Annotated in this window: 24 protein-coding genes and 4 pseudogenes; 15 read left to right on the forward strand and 13 right to left on the reverse strand. The window is 68.2% G+C overall.

Going from position 1 to position 26,558, the window contains the following annotated elements; all coding sequences use genetic code 11:
• Positions 1–148 precede the first annotated feature (148 nt).
• A complete protein-coding gene (locus ABT288_RS27355; protein WP_351612882.1) occupies positions 149–703 on the forward strand; it encodes a DUF3761 domain-containing protein in 555 nt (184 codons plus the stop codon).
• Positions 704–797: 94 nt separating this feature from the next.
• On the opposite strand, the gene ABT288_RS27360 is transcribed toward ABT288_RS27355, so the two are convergent.
• Complete coding sequence (locus tag ABT288_RS27360; RefSeq protein ID WP_351612885.1) at positions 798–1,262, reverse strand: lamin tail domain-containing protein; 465 nt, start codon at positions 1,260–1,262, stop codon at positions 798–800.
• Between the two features lie 1,514 nt (positions 1,263–2,776).
• Between ABT288_RS27360 and ABT288_RS27365 the strand changes: the two genes are divergently transcribed.
• Positions 2,777–3,553 (forward strand): class I SAM-dependent methyltransferase, encoded by a 777-nt coding sequence (locus ABT288_RS27365; RefSeq protein WP_351612888.1) that lies wholly within the window; start codon positions 2,777–2,779, stop codon positions 3,551–3,553.
• Between the two features lie 102 nt (positions 3,554–3,655).
• Here ABT288_RS27365 and ABT288_RS27370 read toward each other — a convergent pair.
• Positions 3,656–3,769: pseudogene (locus tag ABT288_RS27370) on the reverse strand (IS21-like element helper ATPase IstB); the annotation flags it as partial.
• Between the two features lie 877 nt (positions 3,770–4,646).
• Entirely contained in the window at positions 4,647–5,303 is a 657-nt protein-coding gene (locus ABT288_RS27375) for a nitroreductase family protein (protein WP_351612891.1), read from the reverse strand.
• An 83-nt stretch (positions 5,304–5,386) separates the two neighbouring features.
• Here ABT288_RS27375 and ABT288_RS27380 point away from each other — a divergent pair, with 83 nt between their 5' ends.
• The 3 genes and pseudogenes from ABT288_RS27380 (at position 5,387) to ABT288_RS27395 (ending at position 8,152) form a co-directional block, all read left to right on the forward strand.
• Complete coding sequence (locus ABT288_RS27380; protein WP_351612893.1) at positions 5,387–5,764, forward strand: winged helix-turn-helix transcriptional regulator; 378 nt, start codon at positions 5,387–5,389, stop codon at positions 5,762–5,764.
• Between the two features lie 214 nt (positions 5,765–5,978).
• A pseudogene (locus ABT288_RS27385) lies at positions 5,979–6,074 on the forward strand (IS5/IS1182 family transposase); the annotation flags it as partial.
• Positions 6,075–6,649: 575 nt separating this feature from the next.
• The gene (locus ABT288_RS27395; protein ID WP_351612894.1) at positions 6,650–8,152 is read left to right on the forward strand and encodes an ArnT family glycosyltransferase; all 1,503 of its coding nucleotides are present in this window, start codon (positions 6,650–6,652) and stop codon (positions 8,150–8,152) included.
• 364 nt (positions 8,153–8,516) lie between these two features.
• On the opposite strand, the gene ABT288_RS27400 is transcribed toward ABT288_RS27395, so the two are convergent.
• A complete protein-coding gene (locus tag ABT288_RS27400; protein ID WP_351612896.1) occupies positions 8,517–9,719 on the reverse strand; it encodes a serine hydrolase domain-containing protein in 1,203 nt (400 codons plus the stop codon).
• 454 nt (positions 9,720–10,173) lie between these two features.
• The gene (locus ABT288_RS27405) at positions 10,174–10,740 is read right to left on the reverse strand and encodes a GNAT family N-acetyltransferase (protein ID WP_351612899.1); all 567 of its coding nucleotides are present in this window, start codon (positions 10,738–10,740) and stop codon (positions 10,174–10,176) included.
• Between the two features lie 270 nt (positions 10,741–11,010).
• Here ABT288_RS27405 and ABT288_RS27410 point away from each other — a divergent pair, with 270 nt between their 5' ends.
• The 4 genes from ABT288_RS27410 to ABT288_RS27425 all read left to right on the forward strand — a co-directional run bounded on the left by ABT288_RS27410 (position 11,011) and on the right by ABT288_RS27425 (position 16,205).
• Positions 11,011–11,757 (forward strand): hypothetical protein, encoded by a 747-nt coding sequence (locus tag ABT288_RS27410; protein ID WP_351612901.1) that lies wholly within the window; start codon positions 11,011–11,013, stop codon positions 11,755–11,757.
• Positions 11,758–12,160: 403 nt separating this feature from the next.
• On the forward strand, positions 12,161–12,370 hold the full coding sequence (locus ABT288_RS27415) for a transposase (RefSeq protein ID WP_351612903.1): 210 nt from the start codon (positions 12,161–12,163) through the stop codon (positions 12,368–12,370).
• Between the two features lie 2,101 nt (positions 12,371–14,471).
• Positions 14,472–14,840, forward strand: coding sequence for a VOC family protein (locus ABT288_RS27420; RefSeq protein WP_351612906.1), 369 nt, complete (start codon positions 14,472–14,474; stop codon positions 14,838–14,840).
• A 591-nt stretch (positions 14,841–15,431) separates the two neighbouring features.
• On the forward strand, positions 15,432–16,205 hold the full coding sequence (locus ABT288_RS27425; protein WP_351612909.1) for a class I SAM-dependent methyltransferase: 774 nt from the start codon (positions 15,432–15,434) through the stop codon (positions 16,203–16,205).
• A gap of 11 nt (positions 16,206–16,216) precedes the next feature.
• Here ABT288_RS27425 and ABT288_RS27430 read toward each other — a convergent pair.
• Positions 16,217–16,616 (reverse strand): annotated as a pseudogene (locus ABT288_RS27430) (transposase family protein); the annotation flags it as partial.
• Positions 16,617–16,728: 112 nt separating this feature from the next.
• Positions 16,729–16,971, reverse strand: a complete 243-nt coding sequence (locus ABT288_RS27435) for a hypothetical protein (RefSeq protein ID WP_351612912.1) — start codon at positions 16,969–16,971, stop codon at positions 16,729–16,731.
• A 266-nt stretch (positions 16,972–17,237) separates the two neighbouring features.
• On the opposite strand from ABT288_RS27435, the gene ABT288_RS50310 reads away from it, so the two are divergent.
• Positions 17,238–17,459 (forward strand): hypothetical protein, encoded by a 222-nt coding sequence (locus ABT288_RS50310; RefSeq protein WP_502972833.1) that lies wholly within the window; start codon positions 17,238–17,240, stop codon positions 17,457–17,459.
• 68 nt (positions 17,460–17,527) lie between these two features.
• Here ABT288_RS50310 and ABT288_RS27440 read toward each other — a convergent pair whose 3' ends face one another.
• Entirely contained in the window at positions 17,528–17,923 is a 396-nt protein-coding gene (locus ABT288_RS27440; protein ID WP_351612914.1) for a nuclear transport factor 2 family protein, read from the reverse strand.
• Between the two features lie 243 nt (positions 17,924–18,166).
• Here ABT288_RS27440 and ABT288_RS27445 point away from each other — a divergent pair, with 243 nt between their 5' ends.
• Positions 18,167–19,123, forward strand: a complete 957-nt coding sequence (locus ABT288_RS27445; protein WP_351612917.1) for an alpha/beta fold hydrolase — start codon at positions 18,167–18,169, stop codon at positions 19,121–19,123.
• 16 nt (positions 19,124–19,139) lie between these two features.
• Here ABT288_RS27445 and ABT288_RS27450 read toward each other — a convergent pair whose 3' ends face one another.
• The gene (locus ABT288_RS27450; protein WP_351612920.1) at positions 19,140–19,538 is read right to left on the reverse strand and encodes a hypothetical protein; all 399 of its coding nucleotides are present in this window, start codon (positions 19,536–19,538) and stop codon (positions 19,140–19,142) included.
• A gap of 629 nt (positions 19,539–20,167) precedes the next feature.
• Here ABT288_RS27450 and ABT288_RS27455 point away from each other — a divergent pair.
• Positions 20,168–20,932 (forward strand): MBL fold metallo-hydrolase, encoded by a 765-nt coding sequence (locus ABT288_RS27455; protein WP_351612923.1) that lies wholly within the window; start codon positions 20,168–20,170, stop codon positions 20,930–20,932.
• Positions 20,933–21,047: 115 nt separating this feature from the next.
• Here the strand turns inward: ABT288_RS27455 and ABT288_RS27460 are convergent, their stop codons facing one another.
• From ABT288_RS27460 to ABT288_RS27470, 3 genes are all read right to left on the reverse strand, one after another.
• Complete coding sequence (locus ABT288_RS27460; RefSeq protein WP_351612926.1) at positions 21,048–21,389, reverse strand: winged helix-turn-helix domain-containing protein; 342 nt, start codon at positions 21,387–21,389, stop codon at positions 21,048–21,050.
• Complete coding sequence (locus tag ABT288_RS27465) at positions 21,337–21,591, reverse strand: hypothetical protein (RefSeq protein ID WP_351612994.1); 255 nt, start codon at positions 21,589–21,591, stop codon at positions 21,337–21,339. Before ABT288_RS27465 ends, ABT288_RS27460 begins: the two co-directional genes overlap by 53 nt.
• A gap of 1,234 nt (positions 21,592–22,825) precedes the next feature.
• A complete protein-coding gene (locus ABT288_RS27470; RefSeq protein ID WP_351612927.1) occupies positions 22,826–23,302 on the reverse strand; it encodes a MarR family winged helix-turn-helix transcriptional regulator in 477 nt (158 codons plus the stop codon).
• Positions 23,303–23,438: 136 nt separating this feature from the next.
• On the opposite strand from ABT288_RS27470, the gene ABT288_RS27475 reads away from it, so the two are divergent.
• Positions 23,439–24,293 carry an alpha/beta hydrolase gene (locus tag ABT288_RS27475; protein WP_450859930.1) on the forward strand — a complete coding sequence of 285 codons (855 nt, stop codon included), beginning with the start codon at positions 23,439–23,441 and terminating at the stop codon, positions 24,291–24,293.
• A gap of 174 nt (positions 24,294–24,467) precedes the next feature.
• Positions 24,468–25,473, forward strand: a pseudogene (locus ABT288_RS27480) (transposase); the annotation flags it as partial.
• On the opposite strand, the gene ABT288_RS27485 reads toward ABT288_RS27480, so the two are convergent.
• Complete coding sequence (locus tag ABT288_RS27485; protein ID WP_351612929.1) at positions 25,402–25,947, reverse strand: RBBP9/YdeN family alpha/beta hydrolase; 546 nt, start codon at positions 25,945–25,947, stop codon at positions 25,402–25,404. The pseudogene ABT288_RS27480 and the gene ABT288_RS27485 overlap by 72 nt on opposite strands.
• A 123-nt stretch (positions 25,948–26,070) precedes the next feature.
• Between ABT288_RS27485 and ABT288_RS27490 the strand changes: the two genes are divergently transcribed.
• Entirely contained in the window at positions 26,071–26,526 is a 456-nt protein-coding gene (locus ABT288_RS27490) for an Lrp/AsnC family transcriptional regulator (protein WP_351612982.1), read from the forward strand.
• Positions 26,527–26,558: the final 32 nt, after the last annotated feature.

Here is a 26,558-nt window from a genome sequence, read left to right on the forward strand (position 1 = left end):
TGAGTTGCCTACGTGTCACACCCAGCGTCCTACCAGGTCCTGTCCCCGCACGGGACCAGAACCCGAAATTGATCACGACCTCACACAGGCCCTAGTAGGGCCAGACGGTGACGACGTCCTGTGCGACACGGACCTCGACCCACGACCCGTGGACAGCTTCGGGCGGGGGCGGGTCGGCAAGATCGAACTGGATCAGTGCGCCGTCCACTTCCAGGACACCCCCGCCGTCTTCAGTGAGGCTCAGCCGGCCACGAAAGACAATGCGGTCACCGTCTTCCCGCAACTCAGGGAAACCGGAGGCACTTGGCCAGGCGTTCCTTGCCCATGCGATGTCCTCATCCACTGTCCACTCGACAAGGTGTTCTCGCCCTACGGCCTCAAGAGCCCCCTGCCAGAGCACCACCACGGTGCCTACCGCCGAGCGCACTCGGACAGCTCTGGGCCTCGATGGGCCGGGCTGCACTGCCTCTATTTTGGCCAACACCCCGCCATCATCCTCGACTGGCTTACCGAGCACGTTCACCGGGACAACACCGCCCACCGCTGCATCCCCGACACCACCGGCGTGTGCGGCCGGACGCACCACCAAAAGCCCAAGGACATGTACGAGACCGCGACGTGCGTGGACGCCTCGCTGTCTTACTCGCGGCACGGGCAGGGCACCTGCCCCCACCACCACGGCGTCCGCTACTGGTTCACATAGCCCGCCACACACCACAGGTCGCCTCCTCCGCACCCGGAGAAGGCGACCTGCGCGCTGTGGAGGCGGCTATGAGCCGGCGTCACCCACCCTCAGGTCAGTGACGGTGTCCGCCACGGTGGTCGTCGTCGCGGCCCCAGGAGACGGCGTCGACGATGCGGCCGCGTTCGTTGCGCAGGGTGGCGGTGTCGCCGTCGTTCTCCCACATTTCGCGCCGCCGGTCCTGATACACGTCCGTACGGGTGTCGCGGCCATAGCCGGTGTGGACCCGGACCGTGGCACGGCCGTCCAGCCAGACGTGGTGGAAGGTGTAGGTGCGGCCGTCCTCGTCGGAGAGGGTCCAGCCCTCCAGGTTCACCGCTCGGCGGGTCGAGTTGGTGATGTCCACCCACTCCTTGTTGAGTGCGCGGTTGGAGCGGTCGTCGCGGCCCGGGGAGTCGTAGCGCACACCGCTGATGTACACCACCGTGTGACGCGGGTAGCCGGTGCGGTGGTCGGCGGCCGCGGCCGGCAGCGCCACCGCGCCCACGACAGCAGCCGCGACAGTGGCGACGGCGGTCACGCGACGGACAGAAGAAGAAACGGACACGAGGTCCCCCTTCAAGGGTGCCCACACCCGGGCCGGAAGCGGCAGTAAAACCGCAGGCCAGCTGGATGTGTTGTGCTGGTGTGCAGCCGGTCGGCCGCACAGCCACACCCTGCACCCGACTCCCCCACACTGTGAGGGAAATGCGTAGGGCGTTACCAATCCTGCAAATTCCCGTTACTTACACCTGTAACAACCATCTAAGTCCTGTATGTACCGAATTGAATCCATGTCAGGCTCAGGCGCCTTGCACATACAGGCCTGAGGCAACCGTCTGGCCGGGCCCGTCATCCCACCACGACGACAGCGTTCACCCGAAAGTGAGTAACGAGCCCCTCCTCCGATCCCTCGGACTCCCCTGGCCGAGCATGGCCCGCCGGCGACCGCTCTGCCGCGATGAACGGGCTGCGACCGGCCCGGAGACCGGCCACGGCCGCCCCAGTCAGGCTGCCCCAGGAGGAGAGAAGGGCCCCAGCACAGCTGCGGATGACCCGAGAACCTCCTGACACGGGGCCGGGTACACCCCGCCCCCATGATCGACGGTATGGGGAGGTCATGGAGCGTCATCGGCGCCGGACGCGTTGTCCCGTCATGACCCCGCGCACCCGGCGCACCCGTCGTACCCGTCGTACCGCGGTGTGAGCAGCCGCCCGGATCGGAGCGTGCGGGCAAGCCTGCGACGGTCTGGACTGGGCCAGTCCCAGGTCGTCGGAGATGGTGATGACGTCGAGGTCGCCCCCACCCCCGTGCAGGGTACAGACGCTGACGGGCTGTCCGGTCGCCCTGACTCCTGCTCCACATCCGCGTTCGGCGGCAGCGCCGACGTTGGCAGGCCACATCGCCGCCCGCGGGGGAACGGCTGCGACGTCGACTGAGCGTCATGCGGCAGCTCGGCTGAGGAAGCCCCGCCTTGCAATCGAGTGATGAGGCCGCCCGGTTGGCGAGAGAACGGCAGCCTTCGCCGTCGCGAGCCGTACGTTCTCGCCAGCGTCCTCCGCCGGCGGAGTGGAGGCCCGGGGCCGATAGGACAGCCGCACCACGTAGGGCGGACTGCCGTCGTACGCATCCCTCGCGAAGCGGGCGCGCGGCAGCTCGACCCATGCGTCCATGGCCCCGGCCATGCCTGTCAGCCCGATACCGAGCGGGCTGAAATCACCGGTCAGACCGTCGGTCGACCAACCCCCGTCGGCACTGTCCGAGTCGAGCTTTCGAGCTGGGCGTAGAAGGCGTCCGCCGACTCATGGTCGATCCTCCGCCCCCTGTCGGCCGCCTACGATGACCCGACGTTCGGGAGTGGTACCCCGTACCGGCCTGATTGGCTTCGTTCACGTTCAGCGGCAGCGTTTGTCGATGAGTGTCGACAGCAGTTGGCGATCAGCGCGCTGGCGGAAGTTCACGGGAAATATGGCGGCACTGTCGTCGGTGACGAGGTTCGCGCCGATCACGGGGCGACCAGCACCTCCGGGGAATCGGCACGGTAATCTCGGGCCATGCCCGAGACGTCAGTGGCGCGCTTCTACGACGAACTGGCCGATGACTACCACCTGATCTACCCCGACTGGGACGCGAGCATCCGTCGGCAGGGGGACGCCTTGGACGCCCTGATCGGTCGGGATCGTGTGGCGGTGCTTGACTGTTCCTGCGGCATCGGCACGCAGGCGATCGGCCTGGCCCTGCGCGGGCACCGGGTCACCGGGACCGACCTCAGCCCTCGTGCCGCCGCCCGCGCTGCCCGTGAGGCCGCCCTCCGGAGCCTGAGCCTGCGCGCGGCCGCTGCCGACATGCGGCGCCTCCCGTTTCCCGGTGGCCGGTTCGACGCCGTCGTCTGCGCCGACAACTCGCTGCCTCACCTGCTGACGGAGCAGGATGTGCGCGTCGCACTGGCCGAGATGCGCCGCGTGCTGCGACCCGCTGGCCTGCTGCTGGTCAGCACACGTCCCTATGACGACCTGCTGCGCGACCGCCCGACTTCGATGCCTCCGCAAGTCCACTGGATCGACGAATGCACCGACGGCGGGGAGCGAACGGTCACCTTCCAGCTCTGGCACTGGCACGACAACGGCGAGCACTACGACTTGGAGCACTTCCAGCTCCTTCCGGCAGGCGGAGAATGGCGCGTCCAGGTCCGCCGGACCACCTACTGGGCGCTCGGCCAAGACCGGCTGGCCGGTTTCGCAGCCGAGGCCGGGTTTGTCGACCCTGAGTGGCGGATGCCGCGCGAGACGGGCTTCTTCCAGCCGCTGCTTGTGGCCCGCGCCGGCGAGTAGGTCATTCCACCGCCCGGCGTGGGATGGCAGGTGTCAGCCGGCCTTGGCGCGTTCCTCGGCCCGAGCCCGGGTGCCGGCAAGGCGGTAGGAGTCGGTGCCGGTGGCGATGTCGGGGAACTCCTTGCGGCTCGACGGAAGCCGCAGCATGCGGCAGGCACTGTCGACGGCGGCGTCGGCGGCCTGATCAGTCAATCCTCGCCGGCGGGGCAGGGTCATTGCGCTTCTACGTCACGGTGGTCACCGCCGCTTCCGCGGCGCGCGTCGCAGCAACTGGTCATGGGGGGGCACCGAGGGCAGCGGCATGGTGTCCGGCGGAAGATGAGCAAGGCGCCACTCGTGCAAGGAGGGCAGCGTCGTCGGCGGCTTGCCGGAGCCAGCTGGCCTGCTCCGGGGCCGGGTTCGGTCTCGGCCTGGGCTGCCTTGCGGGCCTCCAGAGCGACGGCGTCCGGTCATGGCCCGGCCCACAGGGCTGCGGAGGGCATCCTCCGGGGCGAGCTCTCCCAGCCAAGAGCCGACCTCGGCAGGCTGCGCCGCGCTCACCCCGACCTTGCCCAACAGCTAACGGCGGTACGCCAGTCCCTGGACGCACCCGGCGGAGCCGAGCCTGCACGGTACGGCCCCTCAGACCTGCTCACCAGGGAACGGTGGCCGCAAAGCGGGACGGCCTGACCGCCGAAGCACGCAGGCAGAAGCGCGCCGCGCTCACCGGGCGCGGCGTCGGAGCGGACGCGAGAACCGCACCGACACCGCCGCCCACCGCGGGTACTGCCGCGAATGGCACCGGGCCGGTGGCGGCTTGGGAGCCCGGTACAGCACCGCTCGCAGCCGGATGGCGTCGGTCAGCTCCTTGAGTCAGTCGGCCCACTCCTTGAGTCACTTGAGTCGCCCCGGCGAAGGGACGGCAGGACCGGATCAACCATGCGGGGGGGGTGCATCGCCCCCACTTGCCGTCGCGCGTGCGCAGGCCCTGAGTGTCAGCAGGAGGGTGACCGTACAGCAGCGACACACCAGAACGCGCCTCGGAATGGCGGACGCGGGCTGCGGCCAGGACGTGCGCGGGACGGGGCCGGTGGATGCCATGCCCGGCCGATTCCTACTCAGCGCGAGTGGCATTCCTGGGCGATCCGTAGAACTCGTGGAAGACGTTGCATTCCTGGGCCCGACGACCGGGGTGGCGTCGTTCCTCTGCCGGATAGCCGACGGACATGAGCAGCGCGATTGCCAGGTCGCCGCGATCGCCGATGCCGATCGCCTTCTTCACCTTGGTCTCGTCCCAGCCATTCATCGGCGAGGTGGCAAGTCCCATCTCCGTGGCGGCGAGCATCACGTAACTGGCCGCGATCATCGCGTCCTTGACCGCGTACTCCCGCAGCAGGCCACGCTCCTGGAGATCTGTCTGGAACGCCTGCGACGCTGCGGAGAACATCGTGACGAACTCCTCGCTCCACGCTCCCCTGCGGCGAGCCTGGTCGTAAACGTCGCTGTGGTCGTCGCGCCAGGCCAGCGGCTCGGCTACGAAGACCAGCATGAGCGGCGCTTCCTGTGGTTGAGGCTGTCCGCCGGTGGCCCAGGCCAGGCCCTGACGACCTTCGTCGCTGGTGACGGCGACGATGGACCGGTCCTGGAGGTTCCAACTGGTGGGTCCCTCGATGGCGAGAGCAAGGAGTGTGTCGAGGGCGGCCGCGGGGATCGGATCGGGGCGGTAGTGGCGGACCGTGCGGCGGGTGCGGATGGCTTCGGCGACAGACATGGTGTGAGGTGTCATGACACTCACTATTGGAGAGCGACTCTCCATGCGGAAGAGGGCACTAATTGGTGCGTTACTCTCCCTTCATGAAGACCTTGGTGGAGTCCTCCGGGCTACCGGCCGACGCCTTCTCGGCGAAGTGCCCGACCCGTCAGGTGCTCGACCACATCGCAGGCAAGTGGACGGTCCTCATCGTGGACGCCCTCCTCGAGGGCACCATGCGCTACACCGACCTGAGCCGACGCATCGAGGGTGTCTCGCAGAAGATGCTCACCCAGACCCTGCGCAGTCTCGAAGCCGACGGGTTCGTCACCCGCACCGTCCACCCCACCATCCCGCCCCGGGTCGACTACGACCTCACGTCCCTCGGCCGCAGCTTGGCCGAGCCCATCACCGCGCTCCGGCAGTGGGCGGAAACCCACATCAACGAGATCGAACAAGCCCGGAGCCGACACAACGCCTGACCCGCCACGCTCGCCCGTCTCCCCCACCGAACCTGGCCAACCTTCCCCGTCAGTAGGCAACGTTCGCGCCCACCGGGGCCAGGCACGACACAAGTACGAGTTGGTCATCGCCGACAGAACTGGAGTGCCCTCAGACATTCAGGCGGCGTCTCAACTGGCTTGATCACTAGGCCGGCTGTCCTGATTGCGATGGTGAGCGGCCGGTTCCGGACGGGTGGGGGAGTTGTTCCAGCGGGTGATCCCGGCCGCTCCGGTGCGACCCCAAGGCGGAGGCCGACGCACGTATGGGGACCCGCTCGTCCGAGCCGCATCCGACCGGCGGGGTGGTGATCGCCTTGCCCGGCCGCGCTGAACGCAGCCACCATCGTGAGGACGGCCGGTGTTCACCGAGACTCCGCGCAGGCTGCGGGCGGCTTGGGTTCGTAGCATCGTCCGTCCCGCAGAAGGGCCCAGAGGACGTTGACGCGGCGGCGTGCGAGAGCGGGGACGCCTTGGGTGCGGCGTGTGCCCTCGGCGCGTTTGCGGTCGTAGAAGCGGCGGGGGTCGTCGCGCCTTCGGATGCTGAACAGTGCGGAGGTGCAGAAGACGCGCTGGAACCGACGGCTGTACCGCCGTGGGCGGAGCAGGTTGCCACTGATCGTGCCGGGGTCGCGCGGGACGGGGCGGCGCCACCGGAGCCAGCGAGCAGGTCGGGAGGTGCCAAAACCGGTCATGTCGCCGCCGGTATCGGCCAGAAACTCGGCACCGAGGATGACTCCACCCAACTCGGGACAGTCCGGAGCCTCCATCAGACCCGGGGCGGTTCAACGTTCACCAGCAGAGAGCGATCCATCGTCCGTCTTCTGGGACCTTCTCCGACCCCGTCCGGACTGTCAGAATGCCGACATGCACATGCGGGGGGATGCGCAGCCGTGCCTGCGGAGGTTCGCAGCGGGGCCGGTCGGGGGGATCGCGGCTGCGGCCGCGACGCTGCTGATCGCGCTGTCGGGCCGCTACGGCTTCCACCGCGACGAGCTGTACTTCCTGCTCGCCGGCCGGCACCCGGCCTGGGGCTACCCGGACCAGCCACCACTCACCCCGCTGCTGGCCAGGCTCGGCGCTGAGCTCTTCGGCTCCACCCCGACCGGCGTGCGGATCCTGCCCGCCCTGCTCACCGCGGTCACGATCACGCTCACCGCGCTGATCGCCCGGGAGCTGGGCGCCGGACGCGGCGGGCAGGTACTCGCGGCAGGAGCCGCGGCCTGCTCGGGCTACACCCTCGGAATCGGCCACCTGCTCTCCACCGCGACCTTCGACCTGACGGTCTGGCTGGCGATCATTCTGCTGACGCTCCGACTCCTGCGCACGGGCGAATTCCGCTACTGGCCCTCGCTGGGAGCGCTGGTCGGGATCGCGCTGCTGAACAAGCTGCTGGTGCTGGGGCTGTTGCCGGCCCTGGCGCTGGGCGCGCTGACGGCCGGACCGCGCGGCTTCTTCGTACCACGTCCACGCGCCTTGCTGGGCCCGCTGACCGCCGTCCTCGCCGCGCTGCCCTTCGCAATCCCGACCCTGTGGTGGCAGGCCGTGCGCGGTTGGCCCGAGCTGACGGTAGCTCACGGAATCAGCGCCGATGTCGGGATCGGCGGGCGCCTGCTCGCCCTGCCGATGCAACTGCTCCAGTTCTCGCCGGTGCTGGCACCCCTGTGGCTGACCGGGCTGAGCCGGCTGTCGCGCCGACCGGAGCTGCGCTGGGCCCGACCGATCGCGGTGGCCTGGGTGCTGCTGTGCCTGCTGGTGCTGGCCGGCGGTGGCAAGGGGTACTACCCGATTCCGCTGCTGTACGCGATCAGTGCCGCCGGCTGCGAGCCCTACGCCCACTGGATCCGCGAGCACCGCGCCAAGCTGGCAGGCGGAATGCTCGCGGCCCTGCTCACCAGCGCGCTGGCCGCCCTGCCGGTGCTGCCCGCATCGGAGCTGAGCGTGCCGATGGCCGTCGACCCCGACCTCGGCGAGGAGGTCGGCTGGCCCCAGCTCGTAAGCGCCACCGCCACCGGCTGGGAGGCGATCCCCGCCGACCAGCGGGCCACCGCCGTGTTGCTGACCGCGAACTACGGCGAGGCCGGGGCCATCGCACGGTACGGGCCCGCCCTCGGCCTGCCCGCACCGTACTCCGGCCACATGGGCCTGCACGCCTGGGGCCCGCCCTCGGCCACCGCCACCGGACCGGTGCTGCTCGTCCACCCGGCGGACTATCCCGAGTTGCAACAGCACTTCCACGCCTGCCACACGGTGGCGCGCGTCGACAACGGGCACGGCACCGCGAACCAGGAGCAGCACGCGGCCGTGGTGCTCTGCGCAGGGCCGGACCAGCCATGGCCCGTGCTCTGGCCGCGGCTGCGCCGATACTGAGCAGCCACGTTCCGCAGCACGTTCACCGTATGTGGCTCTGTACTCCTACACATAAGCGAACACCTGCAGGCTCACTCGATCACCGGGACTCCCAAACGCCCCTGCCTCTGCTCGTCCAGGAACTCCGTCCGCCGACGGAAGCCGTTGACGCGGTGCTGCGGGCGCTCCGACTGCCTGCAGCACCGCCCCTGCCCGCACAAGGACTGCGGACCCAGGTGGTCATGGCGACCCGCTCCGGTAAGATCCTCGTCGCCATGCGCGACGTCGAAGTACTCCATACAGACCGCGCGAAGAGTGGTCTAGCCGTGCTCCGCGCCTGACGCCGTCGACTGTGCCGGGACCACCACGGCGCCCGAGACACGCTTCAGCGCCGGACCGCGCACAGTGCATGGTCGGTGAGGGTCTGCACGGCCTTGTTGAGCCGGTCCTCGTTGACGAGCGCGGTGGTGGACGTCACCGAAACGGTCACCGCCCGCCGACCGTCCGCGCTGACCGCCGGCCGTCCGTACACCCCGAAGCCATCGCCCTCGTGCATGTAGTAGACGCCCCCACAGGTCAGGGGCACGACCCGCAACCCGAGTCCATATCCGCCCCGCTTGCCCGCGGGCGGTACCGGCAGGTCGTCGTAGGGGACCGTCTGTCGCATCAGCGCCCACTGCGTGGCGGGCAGGAGCCGACCGGCGGCCAGTGCGCGGAAGAACGTGTCGAGGTCCGACGGGGTACTCACCACTCCGGAGTCCGCGGTGTGCTGATAGCTCTCCTCGGTGAGGTCCACCGGTACGCCCCCGGGGCCGTCGATGGTCACCCGCTCGTGGGGGCCTGTCAGATACGGGTTCTCACCGGGGACATAGGTGTGCCGCAGGCCAAGCGGGGCGATGATCCGGTTCTCGACCAGCTCCCGCCAGCCCATGCCGCCCGCCCTCTCCGCGATCATCGCTGCCAGCAGGTAGTTGGTGTTCGAGTACGCCCACCGGCGTGGCGAACCCTTCGACGGCGGGGTGAAGAGCGGGGCATGTCGCATTGCGATCGCGACAAGCTGGGAGGGTGGGGTGGCGTCGTACCGGCTCTCGTCGAAATGGTTCAGCAGCTTGTCCTGTATGGCGGGATCGGTGATGTAGTCGTAGATGCCGCTGGTGTGCTGGAGCAAGTCGCGTACGGTGATCCGCGAGCCGTCGTTACCGTGTCCGTGGACCACCCCCGGCAGCCATCGTTCCACTGTGTCGTCCAGCGAAAGCCGCTCCTCCGCGGCCAGTTGGAGCACCACCACCGCCGTGAACGTCTTGCTGATGCTCGCCACCCGGAACTCCGGGTCCCACGGCACGGGCGCGGTCGAGCCCACGCCCGCAGTCCCGTACCGTGCCCGCAGCACAGCACCGCCTGGCCCATCGACCCGGGCCACCACGTTCACGTCGCCGCCGGCGGCAGTCCGTACCGCCGCCAGATCCCGCGGCAGCTCCCCCACCGGGTAGGCGCCGCCCGCCGAGCGCGCCCCGGCCGGCATCTCGCCCACCCCGCACGCCATGAGTGCCGCCATGCAGGCCACGGCTGCCGTACGTTTTCCCACCACGCTGACACCTCGCTACTCGACCCAACTCTGTCCTGGCTTCTGCCAGTCAACCCGCCCACGCCCTTACGATCGATAGAGCAGCCACCCGGGCGCCAGGTGGGGCTGGCCCCCGCAAATCAGCCGGGATGAAGAATGCCAGCAGCTCGTCCTCGTCGTCCGTACCCTTCTTGATGGCTTTGGGGTAGTCCTCGCTGGCGCCGTGCTGTCGGCGAAGGCGGCGACGGCCTTGCGGGCCTGCTCCTTCTCCTGCGCTACGAAGGGCGTCGCAGCCGCGCGGCCGGGCTGGCCATCGTCTTCAAGCTCGCCGAGTCCGCCCAGGCCGGGCCGTGAATGCGCCTACCTCGTCGCATTCGTCGGTACCGGAATGCGCGTCGAACCCGGCCTCCTCATCGAAAGGCCCCGAGACCCTCGCTGCATGAGCAGCCTCACCCGATCCGAAGAAAGCGAACGGAATTCAGGCGTCCCTGCACCGTGTGTGCAGGTGACCATCGAGCGGGAAGGACGGCGGCGCTGCGGGCAGCACTCTGTCGAAGTCGTACCGGCTCTTCTGTGCCACCCGGCATGAGGCCGGGTTGTCCACCTGATGCAGGAGTTCGAGACGCTCCAGTCCGCCGGCCCCGAAGGTGTCGAAAGCCCAGTCGGTGAGAATCTCCAGAGCGCGGGGCGCCACACCCCGACCGCGGGCGTGCGCCGCGGTCCAGTAGCCCACTTCAGCCGAAGGTTTGCCGACTGCTACGTCCTTGACGGCCACATTGCCGACCAACTGTCCGTGGTTTGAATCGGATTGCGTTTCCAGCACGGCGAAGCCGAACCGGGTCCCCGCCGCCCATCTCCGCTTTTGGTCCTGGACCCAGCGCATCGCGTCAGCCTCGTTCTCCACGGCAGAGTTCGTCCAGTGACGCAGTGCGGGATCCTGGCACGCCTCGACCAGTGCGGCAACGTCCTCCATGGACCAGGGACGAAGAACGAGGGCGGGAGCGGACGGCAATGCACTCACACGTAGTAAGACGGTGTCCTTCACCGGCCGATCATATGCCGCCACGTTCTGTCCCGACGCCGATGGTCCGCAGCCCCTACCCGCTGCGGCATCCGGACGCGCGACTCATTCGCCAGCCGACGAACGACCCTCCTCATTCACAACCCTTGAAGTTCCTCGTCCAATGCCGTGACGCGATATACCCGAACACTTCGGGTCGTGGAAGACCGGTGTGCCTCACTCTGGAACATGATCGATAGCGGATCGAAACGTGACGGCATGGACATGCTCATTCAGGCCTCCTAGTCTCTCTCCATGTCTGCCGCTGTCGACACACATTCGGATGCCTACCAGGCAGGACAGGTCCTGGCTCCGTTCATCCTGGCCGCCATCGCCATCGTCATCCTCTGGACGGCGACCCGTAAGTGGCGTCAGCCCAAACCGGTAACGATCCCCGAGGATCTGGAGACCACGGCCAAGCTCGCGCGGGAGCGAACCCGTCGAGTCGTCATCGGCACTGTGGCCATCGTCGTGGCGGCCGTGGCGATGGCCGTGCCCTACATGCACCGGTCCGACGACTTCGGCAGCGCTGCATCCGAGGGGCCGACGAATCTGACCATCACCCCGCCGACCACCCTCGGCAGGTACAGGCTGATGACCGGCACGCAAGCAGACCGGCTCAACGCTCAAATAGCCGGGAAGCTTCCCAAGCACTACGCCGCCGTCTTCTACACCACCGCAAGCAAGCCTACTCAGCCCGTGGTAGAGGCCTTCAGCGAAACCAGCACCACCGATCCGCAGCTCGCGCAGGAGCTCGCCCAGTACTCGGCTGACTACGAGGACATAAATCTCATGGCCGGAGCGCGCATCACCGACGCCACAGTCGTCAATCCTGGTTCGGTCGGCGGGAAGATGCGATGCGGACGGAACAACGTCGAACTGCTCTGTGCCTGGGCCGACTCCGGGACCGTCGGCGGACTCGTAAGCAACGTGACTGATGGCCTCGATGTCCAGCAGATCGCTTCCCTGACCCAGGAATTCCGCGCCGCCGCCGAACACTGAAAGTTCGACATGGCCGGCTGATGCTCCACCGCCGGCTGGCCCGCGACTCCGAAACCGTCTCCGGACGCCCCGACGCCATGGTCCACATCGCCATGACCGGCTTCACGGCTTGCCGCCTCACCGGCGAAGCCACCGGATGCGCGACATGGTCCAGTCGTGTTCACGGGTCCTGCCTGCGGTTTCCCGCCGATGTACCGAGCGCCGGACGCACTGTCGTGCCGCGGTTATGTGTCCGCCGGTTCGCCTGCGAGAACTCGGCCTGCGCGCGACGCACCTTCGTCGAGCAGATATCCGGCCTGCCCCGAAGGCATGGCCGGCGGACCGAGCAGATGCGTGCCACTGGGCCGCCGTCGGTCTCGCCCCGGCAGGCCGGGTCGGCGCCCATGCGGCCGACGTCTTCGGGGTGACCGTCGGCCGCAGCACGATCTTGCGCCTGGTCGACGCCATTCCTGAGCCGGTAGTGCCCTCGGCGCGGTTGATCGGGGTCGATGAGTACGCAACCCGCAAAGGCCGTCACCACGGCACCGTCCTCATCGACATGGCGACCCGCCGACCTGTCGATCTGCTGACCGACCGGGAGGCACCGACGCTGGCCGCGTGGCTGGCCCAGTGACCCGGTGTCGAAGTCGTCTGCCGTGACCGCGCCCCGTTCTTCGCGGAAGGCGCCGCAGGCGGGGCGCCGCAGGCGGTCCAGGTCGCGAACCGATAGCACTTGTGGCACAGCCCGACCGAGACCGCCGAACGAACCGTCGCACATCACCGCCGGTGCCTGAGGGTCCTGGTCCCCGAAGTGCCTGAGTCCGAGCCCCGACAAAATCCCGACGAAGAGGCGTCCGACTCGCCATGGCCGGCCTGCCACCGGTTCGCCGACCGCACCCGGACTACACAGGCCACCGTCCACGCGTGGCTGAAGGCGAGGCAGAGCTGCCGCGCGATCGAGCGGCAACTCCGCATGGACAGTCACACCGTCAAGAAGTACGCCGACGCTGCCACCCTCGAGGACTCTTCACCGGTCAATGACAGAACCGGTCTTCTGTCCTGGACGAACGAGTACAGGACCTACTGGACGACCGCTGGAGCGAGGGCTCCACCAACGCCTGGAAGCCCTGGGAGGAGGCGTCCTGCTCGGATACAAGGGCAGTTACCAGCGCGTCCGGGCCCATCTGCACAAGAAGCGCACCTCGCCGCGGCCCGTGACCGCCCAGCCTCCCGAGCGCCAGGGCGAGCGCCGCCCGACTGGCTCGACGCCGTCCGGCAAGACGCCTTGCCCAGCCTCCACACCCTCGCGGCGGGCATCGACCGCAACCACAGTGCCGCCATCTCCGGCCTCACCCTGCCGAGGAACTCAGCGCCTGTCGAAGGGCACCTGAGCCAGATCAGGATGCTCAAGCGCGAGATGTTCGGCCGAGCCGGCTTCGCCCTCCAGCGCAAGGGAGTCCCCTCAAGTCCTGGTCGTCCGGCGGACGCAGCGGAAATCGCTGGCGACAGGAAGGGCGTGCGTGCGAGAGTGCCCTGCTCCAACTGAGGAGTCCTGGGGCGTCGCCGTCGACGAACCCAACAGGGAAGCGGTCGAGGCCGCGAAGCAACTCCTGAGCAAGACAAGAGCGGAAGAGCCCGACGGCTGACGGTCGGTATGCCGCGCGGGAGAAGTCGTCTTCTACCCCGCGTCTGTCACTCGGCGTTTTTTCGTGCACCACGGAAGTTGAGCCAGAACCGTAACTCGTGAACAAAGCCGTGCTGCGCGCTGCTTCCGGCTGCACTCCCGCCATGTGCGGGGCCCCACGCCGTATCGTCACGAGCATCGCTTCGGCCAGCAGGAGCACACCCATCACCAGTGACACGAGCATCGGTGGTGTCACAGTCGGCAGATGCCGCATGCACCCAGGCCGTCGTCAGCACTCGGGTCGGATCATGCGGATCGTGGGTCACGGACACGGTCATGCCGGGAACGAGACCGTCAGGGCGCCTGCCACCCCAGGCTCTGAGCGCTGTGTCGACCTCGCCCTTGGGGGCGTTGAACCGGACCCTGACGTTGCCCGTACTGCCGAACTTGTCCCTCCGTCAGGACGTGGACTCTGCCCAACTGGACACTCTTCCGGGAGCGCAGGTCGCTGACGAGCGGGTGCGCGGGGAGGAAGAAGACCAGGAAGGCGCCGAAGGACGTGAGCGATGTGGCGAACAGCGTCACGATCAGTCTTCGCGACGGCAGGGAGGGCTGCTGGGTGCCGATCCTCTGTCTCTTCTTCATACCCGTGGGATCCGAATCTCCGTGGGTCACAGCCCAAGCCAACCGCCGGTCTTCCCGGCCGTGCCGCCCCTCCCCTGCTGATGCCCCTGACCCCGTTCGGTGACAGGAATACCGTTCTGGTCGGTGTCCCCTGTTTTGCGAGCGCAGCCGGCTGGCTGCAGGCGGTGGACGACGTGCTGAAGGCCCTGCAGGTCACGGCTGTGTCGGTCCGGGACTTCGGCATGTCAGAGGGGACGCCTGGCGGGCTGCCGTGGTCAGACTGTCCGGGCTGGGGGCAATGAAGCTCCGCCATCTTGAAATCTTGAAATGGCTGGTCAGCAGGGTGGCGTGACCTCGTTTCGGGGTGCTCGTGCCGGTCGTGGGCGGCAGTCTGTGTTGTAGATCGTCCGGCGGGGTGGTTCTGCCGATGAGTTCACCATCCTCGAACGGTCTACCCAGCGACACGACCGTTCTCGACAGGAGTGCCATGTCCACCATCCAGCCAGTGATCGTGACTGCCGACCTTGACGTTCTGCTCGGTTTCTATACGAAGTTGTTCGGCGCTGAGGAGATCTTCCGGGTACCGGCGGAAGGCCCGCCCTTCTACCTCGGCTTGCGCATCGGCGACACCGACCTCGGGCTGGTGGCCAAGGCGAACCCGGGCACTGCGGCGGCGTCGCGGATCCTGCTCAGCATCGGTGTCGACGACGTCGACGAGACGCTCGGCCGGGTGGCGGCGCTGGGCGGCTCGGTCCGCAGCGGCCCCAACGACATGCCGTGGGGACAGCGCGTCGCCCACATCCAGGATCCCGACGGCAACCCGGTGAACCTCACTCAGCCGATCCCGGCCCGGTGACGCTGTTCCGGTCAAGATGGCGCAGCTTCAATGAACGCACGAGGAGTGCCTTACAGTGCTGGAGCGGTTCCAGGCGGTTGACCACGGCGGCCCCGGCATCACCCGCTGCAACCAGAGGTGGAAAGCGCCCTGTCCGACTGTGTGGACTGGAGGTGACGGCGGCGCGGCAGCCCGGCTCCGGCATCATCGGGTTCCAGACCTGAGCACCAGATGAATCGCCCCGCCTCGGCCGCGAGGCTGGTCTTGCCCTGGCCGGCGAGTTCACCCGCCAGGAACCCCACGCGATTCTGACAGCACACGGGTGCCAAACTCGGGACACGCCACCGTGGGATCTCGCTGGACGCGCGCTCGCCGCGGAGCTCACTGACCTCACGGCCGGCATCCCGATCTGTGACCGGGGAAGACACAGTGAGGTGGGGCAGGGTCCTGGGGACTTCGTCTGCGTCGACCGCCGGCAACCGCTGCTGCACCCCGGGTACGGCACCGAGGCGAGGGAAGCGCGACTCCACCGGGGCCTGTGCGGTAGAACCGGGGCCTGTCCGGTGGATCCGGGGCCTGTGCCGTAGATCATGTGACTATTAGGCTGCGACGATGGACCGCGTAACCGATGTGCCCGAGAGTCTCGCCCAGTCTGCAGATCCGGCCCGGGTGAATGACTACGACCGTTTCGCCGAGGCGTACTCGGCGGAGACCGAGAACAACCTCGTGAACGCGTACTACGCGCGGCCCGCGATGCTGGCCCTCGCCGGAGACGTGGCCGGCCGTCGGATCCTGGACGCCGGCTGCGGCTCGGGCCCCCTGTCCGCTGCACTGCGCGACCGCGGTGCGATCGTCACCGGCATCGACGCCAGCGCCGCGATGCTGGCATTGGCCAGACGGCGGCTGGGTGACGACGTGGCCCTGCACAGGGTCGACCTGAGCGACCGACTACCGTTCGCCGACGGTGCGTTCGACGATGTGGTCGCGTCGCTGGTGCTGCACTACCTGGAGGACTGGGGGCCGACGCTGGCCGAGTTGCGGCGAGTGCTCAGGCCCGGCGGCCGGCTGATCGCGTCGGTGGACCACCCTTTCGTGGCCTACACGATCCAGGATCCCCGGCCCGACTATTTCGCGACCACCAGCTATACCTTCGACTGGACGTTCAACGGGCAGTCCGTCCCGATGAGGTTCTGGCGCAAGCCGTTGCACGCGATGACCGATGCCTTCACCACGGCCGGCTTCCGTCTTTCCGTCATCAGCGAGCCGCAGCCCGACCCGGCCGCCCGTGAACTGTTCCCCGACGACTTCCATGACCTTTCGACCAAAACCTGCTTCCTGTTCTTCGTCGTCGAGGTACCACCGTCGGCGACCGACTCGGACGACTAGCCGGTCGCGGATCACGAGCGGAGCCAGAGTCGGATCGAGGCGATGGTGACGGTGCCGGTGCCGGTGCCGTGGAAAATGCGGGCGCGTTCGTCGAACCACAGCCGCCCTTGCTACCCCGGGCACGCCGGTCGGCCCGCTGACTCCCCGGCTCGCGGATGGTGTGCTGGATCCCGCGGCGTCGCAGGCAGCGAGGGTTGCGGCGGGAGGAGTACGCCTTGTCGCCGCCTAGATGGCCGGGCCGGGTGCGCGGGTGTCCGCCGCCCGCCGGCCGACGCGGATGCGTTTCATGACGGAACGAGCTGCGGGGCATCGCCCCACCGGCCCTGAGTGAACCAGCAGGGCCAGCGGGCGGAAGCCGCCCTCACCGACGAGATGGATCTCGCTGCTCAGGCCGCCGTCCCGTAAGCGTCCGGGGGTGCCCCGCCGAGTGGTGCAAGCGGTCCAGCGACGGAGGCGCGCGGGCATCTGCGCGGGACGTGCATCAGCTGTTGCTGACCGCACCGACACGACGCGGCCCGGTTCCCTATTCGCCAATGCCCAGGCAGAACGGTACCTGGACGGTCAGGAGGCAGTTCTCGTTGTCTCTGTGAATGCCGGTCGGGCCGGTCCGAGCAACCGCTGCCTCTGGGGTGACGTGAGCGGTGAGCGGCACGGCCCCAGCGGACGCGGCCGTCGCCACGCCTACCGCAAGAGCAAAGGCCACGGCAGCACCAACTGTGCCTGTTTGCAAAATGACGTTCTTCGACCGGTCCATATGCGTGTACATGGGGAATACCGTGCACACCCTCGCAAGACATGTCACCTCGAGCGCAGCATACGGAGCAGCCGCCGACCAGCCCGACCTAGGTCCGCGACTCGTTCTGGCGAGGTCAAGAGTTCAGCTCGATCGAGCACCCGGCAGGCCGAAGCCAGGGCCTGGAACCAGCAGGTCGCCGGACGAGGGAATGCCGGCCCGATGGCCGAGGGCCACGGTCGGCCCGGACATCCCCTGTCAAGGTCGACCGCACCCTCTACTCGGTTCCGTGGAGGCCGATCGAACACAATCTCGACGTCCGCTCCACCGCCACCGTGGTCCAGATCCTCCACGACGGTCGGCCCGTCACGCCCCACACCGCCCTCGGCCAGGGCAAACGCACCGACAAGAGCGACTACCGCCGCAGAAAATCGCCTTCCAGATACGCATGCCGGTCTGCTGCCACAGTCAGGCGTCCGAGGACGGCGACGCGTGCCGCGATGTCGTCGACCAGCTGCTGAAAGTGAGCATGCTGTACGAACCACAACTCGGTCACCCAGCAAGGAGCGGGCGATGGGGGTCGACGGGCTCAGGGCGCGGTGAAGAAGGCGCTCATGCCGTCGACGTCCGACAGGTAGCTGTCGATGGCCGTGATGCGGCCGTGTTGGGTGGTCAGGACGGTCGCGAGGTGTTCGTCGAGCCTGCGTCCGTCGGGGGCAGTCGCCGTGTTGCGCAGCGAAAGGGCGGCGCCGTGTGCGCCGACGAGCACGTGCAACAACTCGGTGTGCAGTCCCTGCCCCGCGATGTGCCGAGCTCTGCCCACGACCGCCTCCTTGCCACGGATGGTGCCCGAGATGGAGCCGGATCCCGGCATGGTCCAGGTGACGTCGTCGGCCAGCAGGCCGCGCAGCCTCTCCCAGTCCCGGGCTTGGAACGCGGCAAGGAAACGTTCGGCGACCGTCGAGCCGACGCTGTTCTTGGACATGTCCTCCCCCTCGTCACCGACTGTCGTGCATTCCCCATCGACCCTAAATGGTTCACCGCCGCAGCACGCGCCGGCAGCCTGGTGCTCGCACTACCCGTACCGCTGGACGCCGTCGGTCAAGGAACACCACAGCGCACATCGGCCGTGGCGAGGCCATGCCTCCTGGGATGGGGTATGTCACGGCAGGGGGTGCTGTCTTGTCCTAGGGGGCGAACGGAAAACTCGACCAAGGAGTGACACCCCATGAGCCCGCGCTCTGGACTCGCACTCGCGGCTACGGCGATCGCCCTGCCCGTCCTGTTGATCCGCCACCATGGCGAGACGATCCCCATGGACGCCCGGGCCAGGCGGAATGCCCCCGGATCCTTCGTCCGGCTCTCCCGCGGCACGACGCACATCATGCTGGACGGCCCCGAATCAGGTGAGCCGATTCTGTTCGTCCACGGAGCGACCCTGTCGCTGTGGGTGTGGGACGGACTGTTCGAACGGCTGGCCCGGGCCGGGTACCGGACCATCCGTTTCGACCGGTACGGCGTCGGCTTCAGCGACCGTCCCGACATCGACTACAACCAGGCGCTGTTCGAGGAACAGATGATCGACCTGCTGGAGGCGCTCGGCGTCGACCGCCCTGTGACGCTCGTCGCGCTGGCGTTCGGCGGCCCGGTCGCGGCCGAGTTCGCCGTGCACCATCCCGAACGGGTCGCCGGCGTCTGCCTGATCTCCCCCGACGGGTTCGCAACCCCGCTCGACCTCGGACTGCGACTGTCCATGCTGCCCGGGATCGGTCGGCCGTTCTTCCGGCTGACCGGAAACCGGGCGTTGAAGTCCCGCCTGCCCGGCTACTCCCACGACCCGCGCGTACTCGCCCGCGTCGAGGCGGGTCTGCTGCCGGAACTGCGCTACCGGGGCTTCAAGCGCAGCCTGCTCTCCGCGCTCCGCAACGTCCCGATCCACGGCGCGGAATACCTGTACCGGTTCCTGGACGCGTGCGACGTCCCCGTCCAGGTGGTGTGGGGACGCCAGGACCCCATCACCCCGATGCCACCGGACGAGGTCCTGCGCACCGTCTTCTCTCGCGCGGACCTGCGCCCGCTCGAGGGTGTGGGACACCTGCCGCACTACGAGCGCCCCGACGAGACCACCGCGATCATCCAGGAATTCCTGCACGATGCGGTCGCGGAGCGCCGGGCCGCCTGGTGAACCGCGTCACAGCAGATCACGGGATGCCGGAGTGTCCCGTCTGTTGCGGCTCAGCATGAGGAACGGAGATGCGATGAAGATCTTCGATGCCGACGCGACCCGCGACATCGGCGGACGGCTCGTAGCCCAACTCGTGGCGCGCGGCCAGGAGATCGTCGGCACGAGGCACTCGGCCGCCAAGACCGGTTCCTTGCGCGCGCTCGGTGCAGAACCGGTCATCGTCGATGCGCGCGATGCCGACTCGGCGCCCGCCGCGGTGACCAAGGCCGAGCCCGAGGTGATCCTCCATCAGCTCACCGCACTGAGCCAACCCGCAGATGTGAAGTGCGTGAAGCGGATGACGGCCGCCACCAACCGGCTCCGCCCCGAAGGCACCGACCGTCCGGTCGCCGCCGTATGCTCCATCGGCGTCCACGGGTCCGTGGTGCAGAGCACGCGATATGGATCGAACGCCCCCAGTGCCCCAGTCACCGACGAGAGCGGCCGGGGATCGAGCCGAACCCGCCCGCGGACGGCGCGGAGGCAGTGGCCGCGCCGCTCCACTTGGAGGACCGGTGACTCGGCATCAGCCGGGACGGGAAATCGCGCTGCGCTACGGCGGCTTTTACGGCCCGCGGACCGGCATGAGCTCCGAGTCTGATGCCACCATGGCCGGGCAGATCCGCAAGCGGAAGTCCGCGAATCGTCGGCGGCGATGGCGGGGGGTGGTCGCAGGTGCACATCGCCGATGCCGCCTCGGCAAGCGTCGCGGCCGTCGAACGCGGCAAGCCCGGGATTCACCACGTCGCGGACGACGAGCCGGAACCGGTACACGTCAGGCTGCCGAAACTGGCCCGCGCGCTCGGCGCCAGACCGCCGCGCCCCAATCCCCGGTGGCTTGTTCGCCCGCCAGCCGGCAAAAAGAGCATGGGCCGGTGGCACGGCTCCACCGCCCCCGTTAGCGGGGGAAGGACCGATTCTCGTCATCAGAAAGGTGACTGCTGTGCGTTCCTGGCAGGACGTGGACTTCGGCGATCGGCATGTCGTCGCGAGCGGGGCCGACCGATGAGCCTGGCGCAGGCCCGCGACTGGTACCAGACGGAGGAACTGGACAACGGCATCGTCCGCATCACCGAGCCGCACGTCGACAAGCTGGTGCGGGCCAACCTGTGGTGGCTGCGCGGAACGGACCGCGACCTCGTCGTGGACGCGGGCCTGGGCGTCGCGGGCCTGCGTCGACACATCCCCCGTATGTTCGAGCGAGATCCGCTGGTCGTCCTCACCCATGCACACCTGGACCACGTCGGCGGAGCACACGAGTTCCGCGAACGGGCCGCCCACAAAGCAGCCGCAGAGTCCGTGGCACAGGGCGTGCCCGCCAGCCTGTACGGCCCCGAGCTCTACGCGGAACTCGGCATGGACCCGGCCGGAGAAGACCTGCCTGGATTGCTCGTCGACGCTCTGCCTCACACCGGCTACGACCCTCGCGCCTACCGCGTGGAGCCGCTCACGGTGCAGCGCGCACTCCACGACCGGGACGTCATCGACGTGGGCGGGCGCTCCCTGACAGTCCTGCATCTTCCCGGACACACCCCCGGCTGCATCTGCCTCCTCGAGGAACACACGGGCGCGCTGTTCACCGGCGACGTCATCTACAACGGCCACCTCATCGACGATCTCCCCGAATCCGACCCGCCGACCTATCGGCGCAGCCTGGCGCTCCTGGCGGACCTGGACATCTCCATCGCCCACCCGGGCCACGGACGCAGCTTCGACGGGCACCGCCTGCGGGAACTGGCACACACCTATCTCGGCGCCTCCGGCGCATAGGCCCGCCGCCGCGGCGCGAAATCCGGTACGGGTTTGCCGGCTGGCGAGCGTCCGGCCGGTTCAGGCCATGAGCTGGTCGCCGAGTGGGTTGCGCAGGTACAGCACCAGGTGCCCGTCAGGCCCGGGTGACCAGTCCGGCCCGGTTCAGGACCCTGGGGTGCTGGCTGACCGTGCCGGGGCCGGCGTCCAGCTGGTGAGCCAGCTCAGCGGTGTTCGCCGGTTCCTTGACCAGAGTGAGGATGCGGGCGCGGGTGCGACCGATCAGGTCGGCCAGCGCTGACGGCGGAGCGGTTGCGTCGGTGTGCCAGACCGTGGCGAGACCTCGGGCCGGATACCAGATCCGCGGCGGCAGAGTGAGGTCGACGACCGTGACGGCGTGGTCGCAAACCAGGGGGGCGTGAACGTCAGCCCACTTCCGTCGACGGCCTTGTCGTGGCGCTCGCCGGGAACACGTCAACGGTCAGGAAGCCCGCACCTGGCTGCCGCTCCAGGCCGGGGTCGATGTCGTCGAACGGGCCGGCCGCTCCTCCATCGGCGAGGCGGCGTGCACGGTGAAGGAAGTCGGCACGCAGCACGGCATACATGCGGGGCCAGTGCGGGGCGATCACCAGGAGCCAGTAGGCGTTGCAGGGCGTCGGCGATCCGTCGCAGGAGGCCAAGTGGGTCGGTGCGGGCTTCCTGCAGAAGCGGGCGCAAGGGGTGGCCGTCGGCGGCTTGGAGCAGTTCGCGCGCCACACGTCGCGCCGGTGTAGAACGCAGAGCGGCGAATTCGTCGTCGGAGTCGGTGCTCGGCGTCGGCGGGGAGGAGTGAGGAAGTGGGGAATGAACCGGTTCGGGCCGACGAGTGCTTGCAGCAGAGGCCGTTCGAGTTGCCGGAGCAGCGGGGCGGACTGCCGTATCAACGACTGGTGCACGGCGTATCGGGCCGGACTGCGCCATGCCCGCAGGCACTGGACGGTCTCTGGCAGGGGCGAACAGGCGAACCGGACCGAGCCCAGGTCACCCACATTGAGCCGGGCAGCAACATTCGGCTCACCCCAAATCTCTCGCCTCACCGGCGATCACCCTGGTCTGATTCGGTGATGACTGCTTCTGCTTCCGGGGAAACGTGCCGACCGCGACGTACGACCGCATCGGCATCGGATATCGGCACATCGGCACATCCGTCGGCCCGACCCGCACCTGGCCGCGCTGATCCGTCAGCCCCGGCAGGGGGCACACACGGTCGTCAACGTCGGCGCCGGCACCGGCTCGTATGAGCTGGCCGACGCGGAGGCCACCGCGGTGGGCCTGCTCCTGGGTCATGCTGGAGCAGCACCCGGGTCGGCGGAAGATACTGGCCGAACAACTGCCTTTCCGGGACGGCGGGTTCGACGCGGCGATGGTGGTGATGACGGTGATGACGGTTCAACACTGACCCGCCCTCAAGCGTGGCCTCGCCGAACTGCGCCGCGTCTCCCGGCCCCAAGTCGTCTTCACGTGGGATCCCCAGCACCGGCCCGAGCTGTGGTTGATCGAGAAGTACCTTCCGCACACCGTACTGCCCTTCGCCATCCCCACGACTTCACCGACGGCTTCCAGATCGCCTACTGGCGCCGCCCGGGGTGCTACCTCGACCCCGTCATCCGCCGAGCCGGCTCCACCTTCGCCCAACTTCCGCCGTCCGTGGTCGAACCAGCGATCGCCAGACTGCGCGCAGACCTCAGCTCGGGAACCTGGGGCCGCAGCCACGCTGACCTACTGGACCGGGCGTCCATGGACTGCGGCTACCGTCTGCTCATGTCGGGACAGAGCTAGGGTGCGTATCGAGTCGCGATGAATCCAGGGGATTCACCCTCGTAACAAACGCTGATCACGCGGCCAACGGACAGTCGCACTGAATGCGCATGCCGGTCAGCCTGTAGGCAGGCCGATCTGGTCGCGTTCGAGGAGGGAGCGGAGCTCCGAGAGGATCTGCACGGCGGCCAGTCCTGAGGGGCCGCCGAGGGTGTCTGCGGTCAGCTCGGCCAGCGTTTCGGTGAAGGTCGCCTCCGCCGCCTCGACGAGTTGCCGGCCGTCATCGGTCAGGTCCAGCAGTGAAGAGCGGCGATCCGATGGATTGGTTCGCCGGATGACCCATGCCTGCTTCTCCAGGCGGTCGATGCCCTTACTGGTCGCACCGATCCCGATGGCGAACTCAGCGGCGAGGTCCGCCACCCGGGACCCGGGGTGGTCGCGCAGGAAGCGCAGGAACTCGAACTGCGAGGTGACGATCCCGTGCCGCTCGCGAAGACGGTCGTTCAGCGCGTTGTAGAGGCGCGTCTCGCAGCGGACGAGGTCGGCGAAGAAGCCCGGGAGGTCGACCCGGCCACCGCTTGACTTGGATGCCATGGCATATATCTTAACCTACATGCCAAGGCATATAGTTCCTCGGCATGCACTTGCGATGGAGGCGAAAATGAGCAGGCAACAGCGCGCGGAGATCGACGCGATGGTCCGACGGCCTCAGCCGGAGGGCCCTCGGTCGGTGGAGGAGCTCCGCGCCGGATTCAGGGCGATGATGGGGGAAATGATCGTCCCGGCCGGGATCCGCACCCGGACTGCAACGCTCGGCGATCGGCCCGCGGTGCTCGTCGAGCCGGCCGGCACTCCGAAGGCCGGGACGATCCTCTACTTTCACGGCGGCTCTTACGTGGTCGGTTCACCAGAGACGGCGATGTCGCTGACGGGGAACCTGGTGATCAAAACAGGGTTTAGAGCATTCTCGTTGGATTACCGGCTTGCCCCTCAGTATCCGTTCCCGGCCGCGATCGAGGACGGGCTGAGCGCCTATCGCGCACTTCTCGACAGCGGCGAAGACCCTTCGGCGATCGCATTCGCCGGGGACTCCGCCGGTGGCGGCCTCACCGTCACCACCTGCCTCGCCGCCCGCGACGCGGGCCTGCCCACGCCCGCCGCAATCGTGGCGTTCTCCCCCGGACTCGACATGACCCGGACAGGCGAGAGCATGGACACCAAGGCGGGCATCGACCCGTTCTTCACGCGTGAGGGCCTGGAACACACCGGGACCATGTACCTTGCGGGACAGGACCCGCACCAGCCCATGCTCAGCCCCGCCATCCTCGCCGACCTGACCGGCTTCCCCCCGATACTTCTGCAGGCGGGCACCAACGAAGTGCTCCTGGACGACTCCACACGCATGGCCACGCGCGCGAGGGAAGCCGGAGTGGACGTCATCCTGGACATCACCGCTGACGTTCCACATGTCTTCCAGGCGTTCGCCGGCGTCCTGGACGAAGCCGACGAGGCACTGGAGCGCGCCGCTCTCTTTCTCACTCAGCACATCCGCACCAGGGGCACGGCACACACGTCGGCAGGTTGAAGCCCGCAGACGGCCGCAGACGGACCACGGTCCGAAACCCGGGTCATGGCTCGCCGTTGCTATTCCTGGCGACCGGCGCCCCATCTTGCTTCGAGGGCCGTTCAAGACCCCGGGGGTGCGTTCTCCGTGGGCGGTGGCTCACGCGGCCATGTCAGATCTTCTTGCGTGACGTGAGTGCAACTGACCGACAGCCAATGGGCGTTCGTCGAGCCGTGCACCGGCCGATCGGCGAATATGGCCCGTACCCCGAGCAGCTGCGACAGCAGTTCGAGGGCGTGATCTGGCGGTTCAAGACGCGCGGGCAGTGGCGAGAGATGCCGGCCTAGTTCATCGCCCGGTCGACCGTCCACAACCGCTTCCGGCAGTGGCGTGACGCAGGCGTCTTCGAAGCCCTGCTGGACTGACTGATCGCAGAGGCCGCGAAGCGGCGTGAGGTGGACCTGTACCTGGTCAGTGTCGGCTCCACCACCGCGCGCGCTCACCATGACGCTGCCGGATGCACCTGGGCCAGGACGTCATCACCGCACTGGAGAATGCCGCCGAGGAGGAGAAGGCCAGGCAAAAGGGGGCGACTCCGAAGGACAAAATGGGCAGGATGCCGGGACCGGATCCGAGTGGGAAGAGGGGCGAGGCGCGCGTCCGACGGCGGCGGAAACTCCGTCTGAAGGCCGCGCTCCTCGGACGCTCCGGGGGCGGGCAGACGAGCAAGGTCCACCTCGCCGCCGACCGGAAATGCCGCCCGTTGGTGTTCGTCCTGACCACAGGCCAGGCCGCGGACAGCCCGCAGTTCATTCCTGTACTCAAGCGGATACGGGTCCGCGGGCCCCTCGGTCGCCCCCGTATTCGGCCGGACTCCATCGCCGGGGATAGGGCCCACTCATACCGCGGTAACTGGGTCCACCTGCGCAAACGCCATATCAAGGCCGTCATCCCGGAGAAGAAGGACCAGGCCGCCAACCGGAAGAAGAAGGGCTCCCGGGGTGGTCGGCCCGTCAGCCTCGACGCCGGCCGGTACAAGGAGCGGAACACCGTCGAGCGCCTGATCAACAAGCTCAAGGCCTGGCGAGGCATCGCCACCGGGCAATGCCTCCGCGTCGGACCGCTCATCTCAGTGGCCGACGAGCGCGTGAAGGAGTTCCAGGCCGGCCTGCCAGTCGCCGAGGCCGCTGTCGGAATTGATGTGGCCGTGGCTTCCGATGAGATGCCATTGCGCTTGCCAATCGTGCGCGTACGAGGCGGACGTCGTCGGGTCGCAGTAGGGGTCGTTGTCGCTGGCCACCGTCAGGCCCCGGCACGGCAAGGGGCGAGCGGACAGGTCCAGGAACGTTGATGCGGCCTGACGGGGGAACGCCGGGCCCTGAGGATGGGGCGGGGCCACCAGGAACGCCGCAATCCCCTCGGGGCGCGCCCGGTCCAGCCACTGAGCGGCCGCCCAGCAGCCGAGGCTGTGAGCCACCAGCGCGACCTGGCTGTCACGTCGGGAAGCGACCTCGTAGGCGGCCTGGACGGCGGCAACCCAGTCCTGCAGGTCCGGCATGCTCCACGATGCTGGTGCGATCCGGACCGCGGATTCTCCCCACTGCTTCTCCCACAGGCTCTGCCAGTGCTTGTCGTCCGAACCGTCGATCCCAGGGATGATGACGTACGCGACCATCGCTGACCGCCTTTCCAGTCGTGGTCCCCACACTTCGTGGGCTCGCCCTGGAGGGATTGTCTATGAATCAGCGGCAGCGTTGCGGCTCAGCAAGTGATCTCAAAGAAAGCGGGCGTGACAACGATGGAATCACTCGACGAGATCGACCGTGCCATCCTGGAACTGCTCCAGACGGACGGCCGGCTTACGGGCGCCGAGGTCGGACGGCGGGTCGGGCTGTCCCAGCCGGCAGCCAGCGCCCGCATCCAGCGCCTGGAGAAGAACCGGATCATCACCGGCTACCGTGCCGTCGTCGCCCCAGCCGCCGTCGGGCTGAACATCCGTGCCGTCGTCCGGCTTCGCACCACCCACGCGCAGCTGACCCAGGCACTCACCCTCGCCGCCCAGACCCCCGAGGTCGTCTCGATCCTCCGCGTGACCGGCGAGGACTGCCTGCTGTTCGACGTGCACTGTTCTCACGCCGGACGCCTCGAGCAAGTTGTGGACTCCCTCGCCCGCTACGGACCGGTCACCACCTCCGTCGTCCTGCGCAGCTACCCACCCAAGTCGCTGCCAACGGCGCCGTCCACAACGGCATGAACCACAGCCGGGTTCTGTCTCCACCCTGCGGA

The organism is Streptomyces sp. NPDC001093, assembly GCF_040298985.1.
Taxonomy (GTDB): domain Bacteria; phylum Actinomycetota; class Actinomycetes; order Streptomycetales; family Streptomycetaceae; genus Streptomyces.

What these genes read in the sequence shown, in the direction of transcription:
- ABT288_RS27365 (WP_351612888.1), top strand. Translation starts at nt 2,777, where the DNA reads ATGCCCGAGACGTCAGTGGCGCGCTTCTACGACGAACTGGCCGATGAC.
- ABT288_RS27375 (WP_351612891.1), bottom strand. Translation starts at nt 5,303, where the DNA reads ATGTCTGTCGCCGAAGCCATCCGCACCCGCCGCACGGTCCGCCACTAC.
- ABT288_RS27380 (WP_351612893.1), top strand. Translation starts at nt 5,387, where the DNA reads ATGAAGACCTTGGTGGAGTCCTCCGGGCTACCGGCCGACGCCTTCTCG.
- ABT288_RS27395 (WP_351612894.1), top strand. Translation starts at nt 6,650, where the DNA reads ATGCACATGCGGGGGGATGCGCAGCCGTGCCTGCGGAGGTTCGCAGCG.
- ABT288_RS27410 (WP_351612901.1), top strand. Translation starts at nt 11,011, where the DNA reads ATGTCTGCCGCTGTCGACACACATTCGGATGCCTACCAGGCAGGACAG.
- ABT288_RS27420 (WP_351612906.1), top strand. Translation starts at nt 14,472, where the DNA reads ATGTCCACCATCCAGCCAGTGATCGTGACTGCCGACCTTGACGTTCTG.
- ABT288_RS27425 (WP_351612909.1), top strand. Translation starts at nt 15,432, where the DNA reads ATGGACCGCGTAACCGATGTGCCCGAGAGTCTCGCCCAGTCTGCAGAT.
- ABT288_RS27435 (WP_351612912.1), bottom strand. Translation starts at nt 16,971, where the DNA reads ATGTACACGCATATGGACCGGTCGAAGAACGTCATTTTGCAAACAGGC.
- ABT288_RS27440 (WP_351612914.1), bottom strand. Translation starts at nt 17,923, where the DNA reads ATGTCCAAGAACAGCGTCGGCTCGACGGTCGCCGAACGTTTCCTTGCC.
- ABT288_RS27445 (WP_351612917.1), top strand. Translation starts at nt 18,167, where the DNA reads ATGAGCCCGCGCTCTGGACTCGCACTCGCGGCTACGGCGATCGCCCTG.
- ABT288_RS27455 (WP_351612923.1), top strand. Translation starts at nt 20,168, where the DNA reads ATGAGCCTGGCGCAGGCCCGCGACTGGTACCAGACGGAGGAACTGGAC.
- ABT288_RS27470 (WP_351612927.1), bottom strand. Translation starts at nt 23,302, where the DNA reads ATGGCATCCAAGTCAAGCGGTGGCCGGGTCGACCTCCCGGGCTTCTTC.
- ABT288_RS27485 (WP_351612929.1), bottom strand. Translation starts at nt 25,947, where the DNA reads ATGGTCGCGTACGTCATCATCCCTGGGATCGACGGTTCGGACGACAAG.
- ABT288_RS27490 (WP_351612982.1), top strand. Translation starts at nt 26,071, where the DNA reads ATGGAATCACTCGACGAGATCGACCGTGCCATCCTGGAACTGCTCCAG.